Genomic DNA, 14852 nt, shown 5'->3' with positions numbered 1-14852 from the left:
TCCGGGACCGGCCGGGAAACGGCTGCCGACGGCGTGACGACCTCCCGGTCCGTTCTCCCGTCAGGTGCGGGCCGGTCCTTCGTCCGCGCGGCCCCGGCACGCGGGCCCGCGCCGCTCACTCAGCGGCCACGGTGCCGCCCGTGACGGCACAGGTCCGAGGTCCTCGGGGTACGGGATCCGCGGACACGTGACAAGCATGCCCGCGGAAGCGGCGAGATAGTGTTGCGCGCATGGACAACGCACGTTCGACAGGGCCGAGGGGCTTCAGGTAGCCCGCCAGGAAATACCTGGCGGTTGCTGCGAACGGAGTCCCGTGACCCGCACCGCCCACCACCTTCCCCCTGCACACAGCCGGAGCACGCACGACCGCTCACCAGGAAGCCCCTGGCGTTCCGTGGTGCTCTACGACCTCAGGTACAGCGCACGCAGCCTCGCTGATGCGACACGAGAGTCCAGAAGGCCCCAACCGGGCGTGGTCCGCCGCACGGTGGATTTCTACTCGTTCCCCCGACACCAGGGGGACCGCTCCGTCGCCCAGTGGTCCGCGGTGGAGGAACGCCGGGCGCGGCAGCGGCTACGAGCCCAGGTGGGGACTCTCCTGAGGCTGGTGAATTCCACCGCCGGCGCACTCGCACTCGATGCCGCGGACACGGTGGACATTCCGCCGGCGCGTCATCGGCGTGGCTCGCTCTGGCTCGCGTAGCCGCCACGGGAGCACCGCCCCACGCGGAACTCGCGCCGGCCGATGCCTCCCGCATCGGCCGGCTTGCCGAGGCTGTGGCGGACGGTTTCGGTGAGGTCGGTCAGGAATCGAGAAGCGCGGGACACCGAGCCGCTTCTAGCCTGCTCGGCATGGACATCACCATTCACACCAGCTTCCTGCCGCACGACGACCCGGACGCGTCGCTCGCCTTCTACCGCGACGTACTCGGCTTCGAGGTCCGCAGCGACGTCGGGCAGGGCAGGATGCGCTGGATCACGGTCGGCCCGGCCGGTCAGCCCGACACGTCCCTCCTCCTGGCGCCGCCGGCCGCCGACCCGGGAGTCACCGAGGCCGAGCGCCGCACCATCACCGAGATGATGGCCAAGGGCACCTACGGCTGGATCCTGCTGGCCACCCCGGACCTCGACGCCACGTTCGAGAAGGTGCAGGCCAGTGACGCCGAGGTCGTCCAGGAGCCGACCGAGCAGCCGTACGGCATCCGCGACTGCGCCTTCCGCGACCCCGCGGGCAACCTGGTGCGCATCCAGGAGCTTCGCTGAGCCGTGCGGGTGCTCGGCCGGCTCCGGCGGCCCGGTCCTCATCACCGAAGGGAAGGGGAGTTCTCGCAATGTGTCAGCCCGAGTGGCGGCGTGCACGCGTCGAGGCCCAGCGCCTGGCCGATCTCGCGCGGCTGCGCCGCGTCCGCGACCGGATCGACAGGGAGTACGCGCAGCCGCTGAACGTGGAGGCGCTCGCCCGCGAGGTGAGCATGTCCGCCGGACACCTCAGCCGACAGTTCCGCGCGGCCTACGGCGAGTCGCCGTACGCGTACCTGATGACGCGTCGCATCGAGCGCGCGACGGCGCTGCTGCGGCGTGGCGACCTCAGCGTCACCGAGGTCTGCTTCGCGGTCGGCTGCGCGTCGCTGGGCACGTTCACCACCCGCTTCACCGAGCTGGTCGGCATGCCGCCCGGAGCCTTCCGGCGCCGTGCGGCGGAAGCGGCGGCCGACCGGGCGGAAGCGGCGGCCGACCGGGCGGAAGCGGCGAGTACGGCCGGTGATGCGGGATCTGCGGTCACGGTGGAGGGGATGCCGGCGTGTGTGGCGAAGCGGGTGACCAGACCGGTCAGGATTCGAGAAGCCCGGGCCGCCGGGCAGCCCATAGCGTGATGGCCATGGCAACCACCGCATCCACCACGGCCCTCGCATCCGTCACCCTGGAGGTGGCCGACCCCGAGGCCGCCCACCGTTTCTGCACCGCCTTCTCAGTGGACACATACGTACGCCTGCGGGCATCCGAGGCGCACTCCACCGGATTCCGCGGCTTCGCCCTGGCGCTCACGGTGTCCGGGCCGGCCACCGTCGACAGCTTCCTGGGCGCCGCCGTGGACGCCGGCGCCACGGTGCTGAAGCCCGCCACCAAGTCGCTGTGGGGCTACGGCGGCGTCGTACGGGCACCGGACGGCACGATCTGGCACGTCACTCACCGCCGCGCCGTCCACGGTCTCCGCACCGCCTGACTCCCGGTCCTGAACTCCCGCCCCTCCCACCTGCCTCGCTCCGTGCACGAAAGGACATCTGCCATGCAGCACACGTCGCCGTCGAAGTCGCCCGCCGAGAACTCCGGCACGGCAGCCGAGCAGTACAACGGGTTCACCGCCGAAGAGCGGGCCGCGATGAAGGAGCACGCTCAGGAACAGAAGAAGGCGGCGGCGCGACGCGGTTCGCGGGCGGAGAAGGAGGCGGCGGCGGAGCGGGACGTGCTCGCGAAGATCGCCGAGATGCCGGAGGCGGACCGGGTCCTCGCCGAGCGGATTCACGCCGTGGTCAGGGCCGCCGCTCCGGACCTCACGCCCAAACTCTGGTACGGGATGCCCGCCTACGCCAGAGACGGCAAGGTCGTCTGCCACTTCCAGAGCGCGCAGAAGTTCAGATCGAGGTATGCCACGCTCGGATTCAGCGACCAGGCGGCGCTCGACGACGGCACCATGTGGCCGACCTCCTACGCCCTGAAGGAGCTGACCGCAGCCGACGAACAGCGCATCAGCGCCCTCGTCAGGAAGGCGGTGGGCTGACACCGGCCGGACTCCGCTCGGGAAAGCACTGCATGACCACCGTACGGGGCATCGATGCCCGAGGTACGCAGCACTGCGAGACGACGGCTCTGGGGGTGCTGCTGCGGCACCAGGGACTCGATCTGTCCGAGCCCATGCTCTTCGGCCTCGGTTCCGGTCTGTCCTTCGTCTACTGGGACAGCAAGAACATGGGCTTCCCCTTCCTCGGGGGACGGGTCAGACCGTTCGAGCTCACCAGGAACCTGGCCACCGGACTCGGGCTGGAGCTCCGGGTCCAGGAAACCACCTCCCCCCGCAGGGCATGGGAGAACGTGGTGGCCCCCATCGACGCCGGTCACCCCGTCGGACTGCAGCTCGACAGCTACCACCTGGACTACTTCGGGTCCAAGGTGCACTTCGGCGGTCATGTCGTCGCCATGTACGGCTACGACGACCACGACGCCTACCTGGTGGACACCGACCAGCAAGGCGGAACGGTGTCCACCAGCCTGACCAGCCTCGCCCGGGCCAGGGCCGCGCGCGGCCCGATGACCGCCAGGCACCGGTCCTTCACCCTCACCGCTCCGAGGAACCTGCCGTCACCATCGGACCGGATCGTTCCCGCCATCACCGCCTGCGCCGAAGCCTTCCTCGACCCGCCCATCGCCAACCTCGGCCACCGAGGCATCGAGAAGGCCGGCAAGCTGGTGCGCACTTGGCTCCGGCGGACCGACGACCCGCAGCGGGACCTACCGCAGGCCGCCCTGCTGATGGAGCAGGCCGGCACCGGCGGCGCCCTGTTCCGCAACCTCTACCGCGACTTCCTCGCCGAGTGCCTCCAACAGCTCGACAGCAGCCACCTGCGCACCGGCCACGGACTGTACGCCGAGGCGGCCACCCTGTGGACAGAAGTCGCAGCGCTGATCACGAAGGCCGGTGCATCGGGCGCCGAGCAGTGCCTCGTGCGGGCAGGCAGCATCCTCTGCGATGTCGCACGCCTGGAGCGCGAGGCCATGCAGGCGCTGAGCCGCCTGGAGAGCGACTGACCGCGCGCGGTCCCGCCCTCGCCCTCTGACCGGTGGGCCGGTCCCGCCCGTGCTGTCCGTCCGTCCGGGCGGAGCGCGGCCCACCGGAGTCCTGTCGGGCCCTACAACCCGACAGCATGCTAACGATAGCACCGTCGATCGAACCACCTGGCGAATCGTGCACACCTCACCCTTGACACGCACAGCATCACCTCCCCACCATTGCGCTATCGATAGCACCGCCGGACGCAGCGGTGCAGGAGCCGGCCGACATACGCCGTTCCCTCCGGGCCCAGGCCGCCGAGCCGCTCCGATCGCACCCGTAGGTCGAAAGGTCGTACCCCATGACAGACACGCGCATCGCCAGGCTGCACGGCCGCCGGGTGTGGGACTCGCGCGGTCGCCCGACCGTGGAGGTCGAGGCCCGTCTCGCCGGCGGTGCGGTCGGGCGGGCCATCGCTCCGGCCGGTGCCTCGACGGGGCAGGGCGAGGCGCTGGACCTGCGGGACGGCGGCACCAGGTTCGGCGGGTTCGACGTGCACCGCGCGGTGGGCTCCGTCAACCAGGAGATCGCCCCCGCCCTCATCGGCCGGGACGCGGCCGACCAGGCGGCGGTCGACCGGCTGCTGGTGCACCTCGACGGGACCGCCGACCGCAGCCGCCTCGGCGGCAACGCCATCGTGGCGGCCTCCATGGCCGTCCTGCACGCCACGGCCGCCGCGGCGGACAAGCCGCTGTGGCTCCATCTGGCGGGCGACCGCCCCGTCCGGATCCCGCTGCCGGAGATCCAGATCTTCGGCGGCGGGGCGCACGCGGACCGGCGCGTCGACGTCCAGGACTTCATGGTGGTCTGCCCCGCCGCGCGGAGCTTCGCCGAGGCCCTGGACTGGACGGCGGAGATCTACCGGGCCGCCGGGAGTCTGATGCGCAAGGCCGGCAAGGCCCAGGGGGTGGCCGACGAAGGCGGTTTCTGGCCCGCGTTCGACTCCAACGAGGAGGCCCTGGAGACGCTGACCCTGGCCATCGGGACGGCCGGCTTCGCCTCCCCCGCCCAGGTCGGCATCTCGCTGGACGTCGCGGCCTCGCAGTTCGGCTCCGCCGGGCGGTACACGCTGGCCCTGGACGACCGCACGCTGGACACCGCCGGACTCATCGACATGCTGGGCGGCTGGATCGAGCAGTACCCAATCCTGTCCGTCGAGGACCCGGTGGGCGAGGACGACCACGAGGGCATGCGGGAGTTCACCCGGCGCTACGGCCGGCGCTGCCAGGTGATCGGCGACGACTACCTGGTCACCAACGCCAAGCGGGTGGAGGCGGCGGCCACCGCCGGTGCGACGAACGCCGTACTCGTCAAGCCGAACCAGGCCGGCACGGTCACGGAGTCCTTCCAGGCCCTCCGGGCCGGACAGGAAGCCGGTTTCGGCACGATCGTCTCCGCGCGTTCCGGGGAGACCGAGGACGTCACCATCGCCCATCTGAGCGTCGGCTGGGACGCCGGCCAGCTGAAGGTGGGCTCGTTCACCCGCTCCGAGCGCATGGCCAAGTGGAACGAGGTGCTGCGCATCGAGGAGGCCCTCGGCGGCTCCGCGGAATTCAGCGGATGGTCCGCTTTTCCGTTCGCCACGCCGTAATACGCGCTCCCCGCAATACGAGACCGCCGTAGAACGGCCTCCCGGTATTACAGTCATCGAATTCCAGAGCCGATCGGAGCACGGAGCCCACCATGCTGCCTCCCGTCAATCTGCGCCCGAGTTTCCACATCACCCGGTCCAGCCATGTGCGTCTCACCGTCGCCGATCTGGCCGAGAGCAAGAGGTTCTACACGGCCGCGCTGGGGCTCGTCGTCAGCGACGAGGACGCGCGCACCGTCCACCTCCGCGGCCTGGCGGAGGCCTGCCACCACAGCCTCGTCCTGGAGCTGGACGAGGAGGGCGCGGGCTCGTGCCGCAGGATCGGTTTCCGGGTCTTCTTCGACGAGGACCTCGATCTCGCCTACGCCTGGTTCCGGGAACGCGGGCTGCCCGCCGAGTGGGCCGACGTCCCGTACCAGGGCCGCACACTGCACGTCAGCGACCCCGTCGGCACACCGCTCGAACTGTGCGCGCACATGGAGACCCGGCCGCGGCTGCACATCGACTTCGAGCGCCACCGGGGTGCCCACGCGCAGCGCCTGGACCACTACCAGGTCTTCGCCCCGGACACCTACGAGCTGTGCGCGTTCTACAGCGAGCTCGGCTTCCGCAACTCCGAGTACCTGGAGCACGGAGACAAGCTGCTGGGTGCGTTCATGTACCGCAAGGGCACCTGTCTCGACCTCGCGATCGTCGAGAACACCGGGCCCGCCCTGCACCACTTCGCCTACACCGTCTCCGAGAGCCGGGACATCTTCACCGCCTGCGACTGGGCGGGCATCCTCGGCTACGGCGACGGCGTGGAGCGGGGCCCGGGACGGCACGGCCCGGGCGGGATGCTCTTCGCCTACCTCCGCGACCCCGACGGGCACCGCGTGGAGGTGTTCAACAGCCACTACCAGACGATCGACACCGAGATCGAGCCGGTGCGCTGGGACGCCGCGTCGCTGAGCACCAACGCCCGCTGGGGCCTGCCGGCCCTGGAGAAGTGGTACTTCGAGGCGTCGCCCTTCGCCGGTGTGCCGCAGACCCCGCCGGCCGAGCTGCCGAAGCCGATGTCGCTGGAGCGGTTCCTGCTCGAACAGCCCATCCCCTGACCTTCCGCATCCCCTCCCCCTGGAGACGTCAATGGCACGAGTGCCCTACCTTCGCCGCGAGGACGCGGACGAGTCGCTGAAACCCCTGTACGACCGGCTGGAAGCCGAGCGCAAGGTACCGACGGCGAACATCTTCCTCGCCCTCGCGGGCGCGCCGGCCCAGCTGGACGCGTTCCTGACCTACGCCAACTCGCTGCGCGCCGCCGACCTCAGTCCCCGCCTGCGTGAGCTGGCCATCCTGACCGTGGGGCACGCGACCCGGTCCGCGTACGAGGTCGCGCACCACCAGTCGCACGGCCTGAAGGCCGGGCTGACCGAGGAACAGCTCGCGGCGGTGGCCGACTTCGAGTCGTCCGGCCTGTTCGACGAGACGGAGAAGGCGGTGATGCGCCTGGCCGAGGAGTCCACGCTCCGGGTCGACGTCTCCGAGGAGACATGGCGTGCCGCGGCCGAACATCTGACGAGCCGGCAGATGGTCGAACTGTCGTTGTCCATCGCCTGGTACAACTCCGGCGTCCGCATCATGGGTCTGCTGGACATCGATCTTGAGGCCAATTACCCGAATCCGTTCCCGAATTCGTAGCTCTCGGCGCGGTGATTTCAAGGAGTATTTCCATGGCGAAAATGCTCGCCGCACGGCTGCACGCGCTGGGTGAGCCGATGTCGGTGGACACGATCGACGTGCCCACCCCGCGTCCGACCGATGTGCTGGTACGGGTCAAGGCGTGCGGGATCGTGCCGAACATGGCCAACGTGATCAACAACTGGCCCACGTGGTACCCGCACCAGCCGCTGCCCAAGCTGCCCGCGATCTTCGGCCTGGACCCCGCGGGCGTGGTCGAGGCGGTCGGTGAGGCGGTGCTCAACACCAAGCCCGGCGACCGGGTGTATGTGAGCCCGCTGCGCTCCTGCGGCAGTTGCCAGGTGTGCCGCGGCGGCGAGCTCAGCCGGTGCCGGTACTTCACGCTGAACGGCTACTTCAGCACGTCCCGTGACGGGCAGCGGATCTTCGACCTCTACCCCTACGGCGGCTTCGCGCAGTACATGACCGCGCCGCAGCACGCGATCGTCAACATCCCGGACACCATGACGTTCGAGCAGGCCGGAAAGCTCGGCTACATCGGCACGTCCTACGGAGCCCTCAGGCACGCCGCCGCCGGCCCCGGTCAGGTGGGGCTGATCGACGGGATCACCGGCACCCTCGGTGTGGCCGCCACCCTGCTCGCGCTGGCCTCGGGCGTCTCCAGGGTCCTCGGCACCGGCCGCAACGAGGAACTCCTCAAGCGTGTCAAGGAGTTGGCCCCGGACCGGATCGAGGTCATGCGGCTCGGCGAGGGCTCCTCGGGCGAGTGGGCGAAGTCCCGCACCGGCGGTGAGGGGGCGGACTTCGTGATCAGCGCCCTGGGGGCCAAGGCCCCGGTGGAGACGATGCTGGACTCGATGCTGGGCGTCCGCCGCGGCGGCAGGGTGATCAACGTCGGCGGTGTGGGTGACCGGCTGCCGGTGGACGTGAAATGGCTCATGGACGAGCAGGTCCAGCTGATCGGCTCCAACTGGTTCACCACCGCGCAGGGCCAGGAGGTCGCCGACATGGTGGGCACCGGCGCCCTGAACCTGTCCTACCTGATCACCAAGCCCTTCCCGCTGTCCAAGGTGAACGAAGCGATCTCGGGACGCGTCACCGACAGCGACGGCGGGTTCGGCAACTACGTCGTGCTCCCCTGAGGGCAGGCCGGAGACGGCAGGCAGGAGAAGACGGTGGAACTGCGCTGGCTGGCCTCGTTCGCCGTCGTCGCCGAGGAGTTGCACTTCGCGCGGGCGGCGGACCGGCTGCATCTGGCGCCCTCCGCGCTCAGTGCGCAGATCAGGGCGCTGGAGTCGCATCTCGGCGTGCGCCTCATCGACCGCGGCAGGCGCTCGCGCCCGGCGCTGACCCATGCGGGGCGGCTGTTCCTGGCGGAGGCCGAGCGCACGCTCGCCCAGGCGGCGCGCGCGGAGGCGGTGGGCCGTCGGGCCGGGCGCGGGGAGCTGGGGCACGCCGAGATCGGCTATGTCGCCTCGGCCGCCTTCTCGGGTGTCGTCACCGGCCTCCTGGCCGCCTGTTCGGCACCGGGCAGCGACCTGACGGTGGGCGTGCGGGAGTTGGAGACCCCGGCCCAGCTGGAGGCGCTGGCGGCCGGGGACATCGACGTCGGTTTCCTGCGCTGGCGGCCGGTGTACCCGCCCGGGGTCACGGCGACCTGCCTGCTCACGGAGGAGGTGCTCCTGGCGGTGCGGGAGGACGGTCCGCAGGCCGCCCATGAGGCGGTGCCGACCGCCGCACTGCGCGAGGAGCGCTTCGTGGCACCGTACTTCGACGAGGAGTACGGCTGCCGCGACCAGATCCTCCAGGTGGGCGACCACGGCGGCTTCACCCCGGACATCGCTCCTCCGGTACGGGACTTCATCGCCGCCCTGACGCTGGTCGGCGGCGGTCACGGCGTGGCGCTGGTGCCCGCCTCGCTCAGCCGGGTCCACATCCCGGGCGTGGCCTTCCGTCCCCTGGCGGACCTGCGGCTCACCACCCGGCTGGTGGGCGCGTACCGCAGCGGGGAGACCTCCCCCGCGGTACGCGCTGTGATCCGCCGCCTGCGGGAGCCGGCGACGGCCTCCGCCACCTGACGTCGACGTCCGGCCGGCGCATCTTTGTGCGCGAAAAGCGTTCCATCAGAGCAGGTCAGAGGGCATGTGCCCGGCTTACGCTCGATCCGACACCACAGGGAGGGACACATGACCGCGATCACACGCGTGGGAGTCGTCGGCGCCGGGCAGATGGGCCGGGGCATCGCCGAGGTCTGCGCCCGGGCCGGGCTGTCCGTGACGTTGTGCGACGTGACCGAGGACAGGGCCCGCGCCGGGCTGGCCGGCGTCGCCGACTCCCTGCTCCGGGCGGAGAAGAAGGGCACGCTCACCCCGCAGGACCGCGCCCACGCGCTCGCGGGCATCGCCGTCACCGCCGACCTGTCCCGCCTGGCCGCGGCGCACCTGGTCATCGAGGCCGCCGTCGAGGACGAGGACGCCAAGACCGCGCTGTTCCGGCGGCTGGACGAGGTGGTCACGGCCCCGGACGCCGTCCTGGCCAGCAACACCTCCTCCATCCCCATCGCCCGCCTGGCCGCGGCCACCAGCCGCCCTCGGTCGGTGATCGGCCTGCACTTCTTCAACCCGGTCCCGGTGCTCCCGCTGGTCGAGGTGATCCCGTCCCTGCACACCTCCCGGGCCACGGAGCAGCGTGTGCGGGCCTTCGCCGGTGAGGTGCTGGGCAAGCGGACGATCGTCGCGCAGGACCGGGCGGGCTTCGTCGTCAACTCCCTGCTGGTGCCGTACCTGCTGGCGGCGGTACGGATGGTCAGCTCGGGCACGGCGACGGCGGAGGACATCGACACCGGGATGACCGCCGGCTGCGCCCACCCCATGGGCCCGCTGCGCCTGGCCGACCTCATCGGCCTGGACACGGTGGCGGCGATCGGGGAGGCACTGTACGAGGAGTACCGCGAACCCCTGTACGCCCCGCCGCCCCTGCTGCGCCGCATGGTCGAGTCCGGGCTGCTGGGGCGGAAGTCCGGGCGGGGTTTCTTCAGCTACACGGCGGCGTGAGGCTGTTGCGGCAGCCGGTACCGCGCACCCGCTCTTGCCCAAATCGTTGACGGGATCATGCCCCCCACTTATCTTCTGACCGAATTCACGAACTACGTTCGAAATTACGGACAGGGACGGTCCCGTATGGCTCGGACTCACCACCCCCGCACGCGCCACAGACCCCTGCTGGTCTGCGTGCTCGCCCTGCTGCTCGCGCTCGTGGGCGCCACCCAGCCGGTGTCCGCGGCCGACGGCCGCCCGTACACCAACCCCCTCAAATCAACCAAGGGCGCGGACCCCTGGCTGCAGTACTACAACGGCAACTACTACCTGATCACCACGACGTTCACCGGCATCCTCGGGATGCGGAAGTCGCCGACCCTGGCCGGGCTCGCCACCGCGCCGAACATCCAGGTGTGGTCGGACACCACCCCGACCCGCAACACCAACATCTGGGCCCCGGAGATCCACCTCTTCAACGGCCACTGGTACCTGTACTACTCCGCCGGCCAGAGCGGTGTGGCCTGCTGCGACTCCCAGCGCACCCACGTCCTGGAGAGCGCCGGCACCGACCCGCTGGGGCCGTACACCTACAAGGGATCACTCACCGGCTCCAACCTCTCCCCGAACGGCTGGCTGATCGACGCGAGCGTGCTGGAGCACGACAACCGGCTCTATCTGGTGGGCAGCGGCTTCATCGGCGGCAGCAAGCAGAGCCTGGTCATCGCGCCGATGAGCAACCCGTACACACTCAGCAGCTCCACCTTCACGATCATCTCCAGCCCCACCCTGAGCTGGGAGACCTCCGGCGGCGCGGTCAACGAGGGGCCCGAACCGCTGTACCACGACGGCCGGACGTTCCTGACCTTCTCCGCCAGCTACTGCGCGACCGCCGACTACAAGCTCGGCCAGCTGGAGCTGACCGGCTCCGATCCGCTGAACCCCGCGTCCTGGACCAAGAAGCAGACGCCGGTCTTCCAGCGCAGCGACGCGAACGGCGTGTACGGACCCGGGCACAACGGCTTCTTCACCTCGCCCGACGGCACCGAGAACTGGATCGTCTACCACGCCAACTCCTCCGCGAACGGCGGCTGCGGCAACGGCCGGACCACCCGCGCGCAGGAGTTCACCTGGAACGCCGACGGCACCCCGAACTTCGGCACGCCCGTCGCGCTCGGCACCACGCTCCCCGGCCCGTCCGGCGAGACGGCGGCGACCCCGGCGTCGTACACCCTCGTCAACCGCAACAGCGGCAAGTGCCTGGACGTCGAGGGCGGCAACACCGCCGACGGCACCAACGTCTTCCAGTGGAGCTGCAACGGCGGCGCCAACCAGAAGTGGAAGGTCGAGGACCTGGGCGACGACACCAACCGGCTGGTCAACGTCGCCACCGGCAAGGTGCTGGACACCGCCGACTGCTCCGCGGCCGACGGCGCCGACCTGAGGCAGTGGTCCTGGCTGAACAACAAGTGCCAGCGCTTCCGGCTGGTGTTCACGGCGAGCGGCGACTACGTCCGGATCGTGAACGAGAGCAGCGGCAAGGTCGCCGACGTCGCCGACTGCGGTACCGCCAACGGCACCGACGTACGGCAGTGGACCTGGCTGAACAACACCTGCCAGCAGTGGCGGCTCGTCCCCACCGCCTGACCCCCCTCTGGAGAACCACCTTGAGACGCACCGCCATACGCCTGCTCATGGCCGCCCTGTTCGCCGTCGCGGCCTGCCTCGCCGGGCCCGGCACCACCGCACAGGCCGCCGTGCCCGCCTCCCCGGCCGTGACGTACACCAACCCGATCGCCGAGAAGCGCGCCGACCCGCACATCTTCAAGCACACCGACGGCTACTACTACTTCACCGCGACCGTCCCCGAGTACGACCGCATCGTGCTGCGCCGGGCGACGACCATCCAGGGCCTGTCGACGGCCCAGGAGGTCACCATCTGGACCAAGCACACCAGCGGTGTGATGGGCGCCCACATCTGGGCACCGGAGATCCACTTCATCGACGGCAAGTGGTACGTGTACTTCGCGGCCGGCGCCACCAACGACATCTGGGCCATCCGCATGTACGTCCTGGAGGGCACCGGCGCCAACCCGCTCACCGCGACCTGGACCGAGAAGGGCCAGATCAAGACCACGTGGGAGAGCTTCTCCCTCGACGCCACCACGTTCTCCGTGAACGGCGTCCGCTACCTGGCCTGGGCTCAGCGCAACCCGGCCGAGAACAACAACACGAGCCTGTTCGTCGCGAAGATGGCCAACCCCTGGACGATCACCGGCACTCCGGCGGAGATCTCGCAGCCCACGCTGTCCTGGGAGACGGTCGGCTACAAGGTCAACGAGGGCCCGGCGGTGATCCAGCACGGCGGCAAGGTCTTCATGTCGTACTCCGCCAGCGCCACCGACGCGAACTACTGCCTGGGTCTGCTGACCGCGTCCGCCTCGGCCGACCTCACCAACCCCGCCTCCTGGTCGAAGAGTTCGCAGCCCGTCTTCAAGTCCAGCGACGCGACCTCGCAGTACGGGCCGGGCCACAACTCCTTCACCGTCTCCGAGGACGGCAAGTCGGACATCCTCGTCTACCACGACCGCAGCTACAAGGACATCACCGGCGACCCGCTCAACGACCCCAACCGCCGCACCCGCGTGCAGAAGCTGTACTGGAAGGCCGACGGCACCCCCGACTTCGGCATCCCCGTCGCCGACGGGGTCACCCCGCAGCGCTTCTCCTCGTACAACTTCGCCGACCGCTTCATCCGCCACTGGGACTACCGCGCCAAGATCGAGGCCAATGTCTCCCCGCTCGCGGACTCGCAGTTCCGCGTCGTCCCCGGCCTGGCCGGCAGCGGCACGGTGTCGCTGGAGTCGGCCAACTTCCCCGGCTACTACCTGCGGCACAAGAACTTGGAGGTGTGGCTGGAGAAGAACGACGGCACGGCCCAGTTCGCGTCCGACGCCACCTTCGTCAGGCGCGCCGGGCTGTCCGACTCCGCGGGTGTCTCCTACGAGTCGTACAACTACCCGGGCCGTTACATCCGTCACTGGGAGTACCTGCTGTACGTGCAGACCCCCAGCACGGCCACCGACCGGGCGGACGCCACGTTCTACGCCCAGTGACCTGCGATGCGTGACATGCGGTGATTGCCGACCCGGCCGGCAGGGCACTCGGCCCGCACTGTGCATGGGCGACCGAGGATCCTGCTGACCGGGTGGTTCAGCTTCCTGGACGGGGAGGCGACCGCCGGGGACGTGCTGGCGCTGCACCGGGTCCAGGACGTGCTCGGGCGGGCGGGGCACGCCTACGACGTCGTATGGAGCCCCGGCTTCCGGGCGGACGGCCTGCATTTCGAGGACGTGGATCCCCAGGCGTACTCCCATCTGGTGTTCGTGTGCGGGCCGGTGCACGGGCCGCAGGTCGAGGAGTTGCACCGGCGGTTCGCGCACTGTGTGCGGATCGCCGTCGGCACCTCCGTGATCGACCCCGGCTCCCCGGCCGTCACCGGCTTCCACCGCGTGCTGGCCCGCGACGCCCCGGACGTCGAGCCGACGAAGGACCTCGCCGCCCGCGCCCCCGCCCTGCCCGTCCCACCCGTGGTCGGGGTGGTCCTCACGCACGGGCAGCAGGAGTACGGGCGGCAGCGGCGGCACGCCGAGGCCGCCGAGGAGATCACCCGCTGGCTGGCCGGCAGGGACTGCGCCCGGCTGGAGCTGGAGACCCGGCTCGACGCGCACGACTGGCGGCTCAGCGCGACGCCCGCCCAACTGCAGTCGGTGCTGGCCCGGCTGGATCTCGTCGTCACCGACCGGCTGCACGGGCTGGTGCTGGCGCTGCGTGCCGGCATCCCGGCGCTGGCCGTCGACCCGGTCGCGGGCGGTGCGAAGGTGACCGCACAGGCGCACGCCTGCGGCTGGCCCGCGCTGGTGCCCGCCGAGCGGCTGGACGTACGGCACTTGGAGCGCTGGTGGGACTGGTGCCTGGGCCCCGGCCGGGAGACCGCCCGGCGGATCGGCGCCGGGTTCCGGGACGGTGCCGTGCCGGACAGCGCCGACCGGCTCGTCGAGGCGCTGGCGCCGGGGGCCGAGGGTTAGTTTCCGGCCTTCTCGGGGCACCCGCATGTCTGTCCGGTCGCCCCGAGAGGAGAGGCAGTGACCACCGGCCGACTCCCCGATCATGAGCAGCGCATCCTCGACGAGATAGAACGGGCGCTCCGCCGCGACCGCCGGCTCGACCGGCGCCTGCGGACGCTGCGGCCCAGCCGCCGCCCCGATCCGAACCGTCTGGCCGCGTACCGGCCGCGGCTGCGGACGGTCATCGCCCTGCTCGCCGTGTCGATCGCCCTCATGGTGGCCGGAATCATCACCTCCGAGCCGGGCGTGATCTGGGCGTTCGCCGGTGTGTGGCCCCTGGCGCTGTTCGCGGTGTTCAGGCTGCTGTGCCGCTGGACGGAAGGCTAGGCGTTTGCCCTTCCGGGGCCCCGGGGACCCGGTCGGCAGGAGGTGATCGTCGTGCCCGAACCCGGAAGCAAGAAGTACGACACCCGGCGGGCCCGGCTCCGCAAGGACGCCGAAGGGTCCGGCATTTCCGACCAGGACGCCAACAGGGCGGCCAACGAGGAACTCCAGGAAGACCAGGAGTGGCGCAGCCGCGGCCCGAAGACCGAGCGCGGCCGGGGGCCGAAGGGCGAGCGCCCGAGTTCCGGCTGAGCCGTCCGTCCGCGACA

At 70.6% G+C, this 14852-nt stretch carries 15 protein-coding genes and 1 pseudogene; all 16 read left to right on the top strand.

What is annotated here, in order from left to right; translation table 11 throughout:
* Positions 1-852 precede the first annotated feature (852 nt).
* The 16 genes and pseudogenes from NW895_RS37610 (at position 853) to NW895_RS37535 (ending at position 14835) form a co-directional block, all read left to right on the top strand.
* Complete coding sequence (locus NW895_RS37610; protein ID WP_289941458.1) at positions 853-1263, top strand: VOC family protein; 411 nt, start codon at positions 853-855, stop codon at positions 1261-1263.
* Positions 1264-1331: 68 nt separating this feature from the next.
* A complete protein-coding gene (locus NW895_RS37605; RefSeq protein ID WP_289941457.1) occupies positions 1332-1874 on the top strand; it encodes a helix-turn-helix transcriptional regulator in 543 nt (180 codons plus the stop codon).
* A pseudogene (locus tag NW895_RS37600) lies at positions 1874-2179 on the top strand (glyoxalase); the annotation flags it as partial. The gene NW895_RS37605 and the pseudogene NW895_RS37600, both read left to right, overlap by 1 nt.
* Before the next feature lie 108 nt (positions 2180-2287).
* A complete protein-coding gene (locus NW895_RS37595; protein WP_289941456.1) occupies positions 2288-2779 on the top strand; it encodes a DUF1801 domain-containing protein in 492 nt (163 codons plus the stop codon).
* 32 nt (positions 2780-2811) lie between these two features.
* Complete coding sequence (locus tag NW895_RS37590) at positions 2812-3804, top strand: BtrH N-terminal domain-containing protein (protein ID WP_289941455.1); 993 nt, start codon at positions 2812-2814, stop codon at positions 3802-3804.
* 323 nt (positions 3805-4127) lie between these two features.
* Positions 4128-5417, top strand: a complete 1290-nt coding sequence (gene eno / locus NW895_RS37585; RefSeq protein ID WP_289941454.1) for a phosphopyruvate hydratase — start codon at positions 4128-4130, stop codon at positions 5415-5417.
* Positions 5418-5509: 92 nt separating this feature from the next.
* The gene (locus tag NW895_RS37580) at positions 5510-6514 is read left to right on the top strand and encodes a VOC family protein (RefSeq protein ID WP_289941452.1); all 1005 of its coding nucleotides are present in this window, start codon (positions 5510-5512) and stop codon (positions 6512-6514) included.
* Between the two features lie 31 nt (positions 6515-6545).
* Complete coding sequence (locus NW895_RS37575) at positions 6546-7097, top strand: carboxymuconolactone decarboxylase family protein (RefSeq protein ID WP_289941450.1); 552 nt, start codon at positions 6546-6548, stop codon at positions 7095-7097.
* Positions 7098-7129: 32 nt separating this feature from the next.
* Positions 7130-8239 carry an alcohol dehydrogenase catalytic domain-containing protein gene (locus NW895_RS37570; protein WP_289941448.1) on the top strand — a complete coding sequence of 370 codons (1110 nt, stop codon included), beginning with the start codon at positions 7130-7132 and terminating at the stop codon, positions 8237-8239.
* A gap of 33 nt (positions 8240-8272) precedes the next feature.
* Complete coding sequence (locus NW895_RS37565; protein WP_289941447.1) at positions 8273-9175, top strand: LysR substrate-binding domain-containing protein; 903 nt, start codon at positions 8273-8275, stop codon at positions 9173-9175.
* A gap of 108 nt (positions 9176-9283) precedes the next feature.
* Positions 9284-10150: a 3-hydroxybutyryl-CoA dehydrogenase gene (locus NW895_RS37560; RefSeq protein ID WP_289941445.1), complete on the top strand. Its 867-nt coding sequence runs from the start codon at positions 9284-9286 to the stop codon at positions 10148-10150.
* Between the two features lie 126 nt (positions 10151-10276).
* A complete protein-coding gene (locus NW895_RS37555) occupies positions 10277-11779 on the top strand; it encodes a family 43 glycosylhydrolase (protein WP_289941444.1) in 1503 nt (500 codons plus the stop codon).
* Positions 11780-11826: 47 nt separating this feature from the next.
* Complete coding sequence (locus NW895_RS37550) at positions 11827-13248, top strand: family 43 glycosylhydrolase (RefSeq protein ID WP_289941518.1); 1422 nt, start codon at positions 11827-11829, stop codon at positions 13246-13248.
* Positions 13249-13308: 60 nt separating this feature from the next.
* The gene (locus NW895_RS37545; protein WP_289941443.1) at positions 13309-14220 is read left to right on the top strand and encodes a polysaccharide pyruvyl transferase family protein; all 912 of its coding nucleotides are present in this window, start codon (positions 13309-13311) and stop codon (positions 14218-14220) included.
* Positions 14221-14277: 57 nt separating this feature from the next.
* A complete protein-coding gene (locus NW895_RS37540; RefSeq protein WP_289941442.1) occupies positions 14278-14586 on the top strand; it encodes a DUF3040 domain-containing protein in 309 nt (102 codons plus the stop codon).
* A 51-nt stretch (positions 14587-14637) separates the two neighbouring features.
* The gene (locus NW895_RS37535; protein WP_289941441.1) at positions 14638-14835 is read left to right on the top strand and encodes a hypothetical protein; all 198 of its coding nucleotides are present in this window, start codon (positions 14638-14640) and stop codon (positions 14833-14835) included.
* Positions 14836-14852: the final 17 nt, after the last annotated feature.

It is taken from the genome of Streptomyces sp. S.PNR 29 (assembly GCF_030386795.1).
GTDB lineage: Bacteria > Actinomycetota > Actinomycetes > Streptomycetales > Streptomycetaceae > Streptomyces.
The sequence above is the reverse complement of the archived record's forward strand: the minus strand, read 5'-3'. Positions and strand labels throughout refer to the sequence as shown.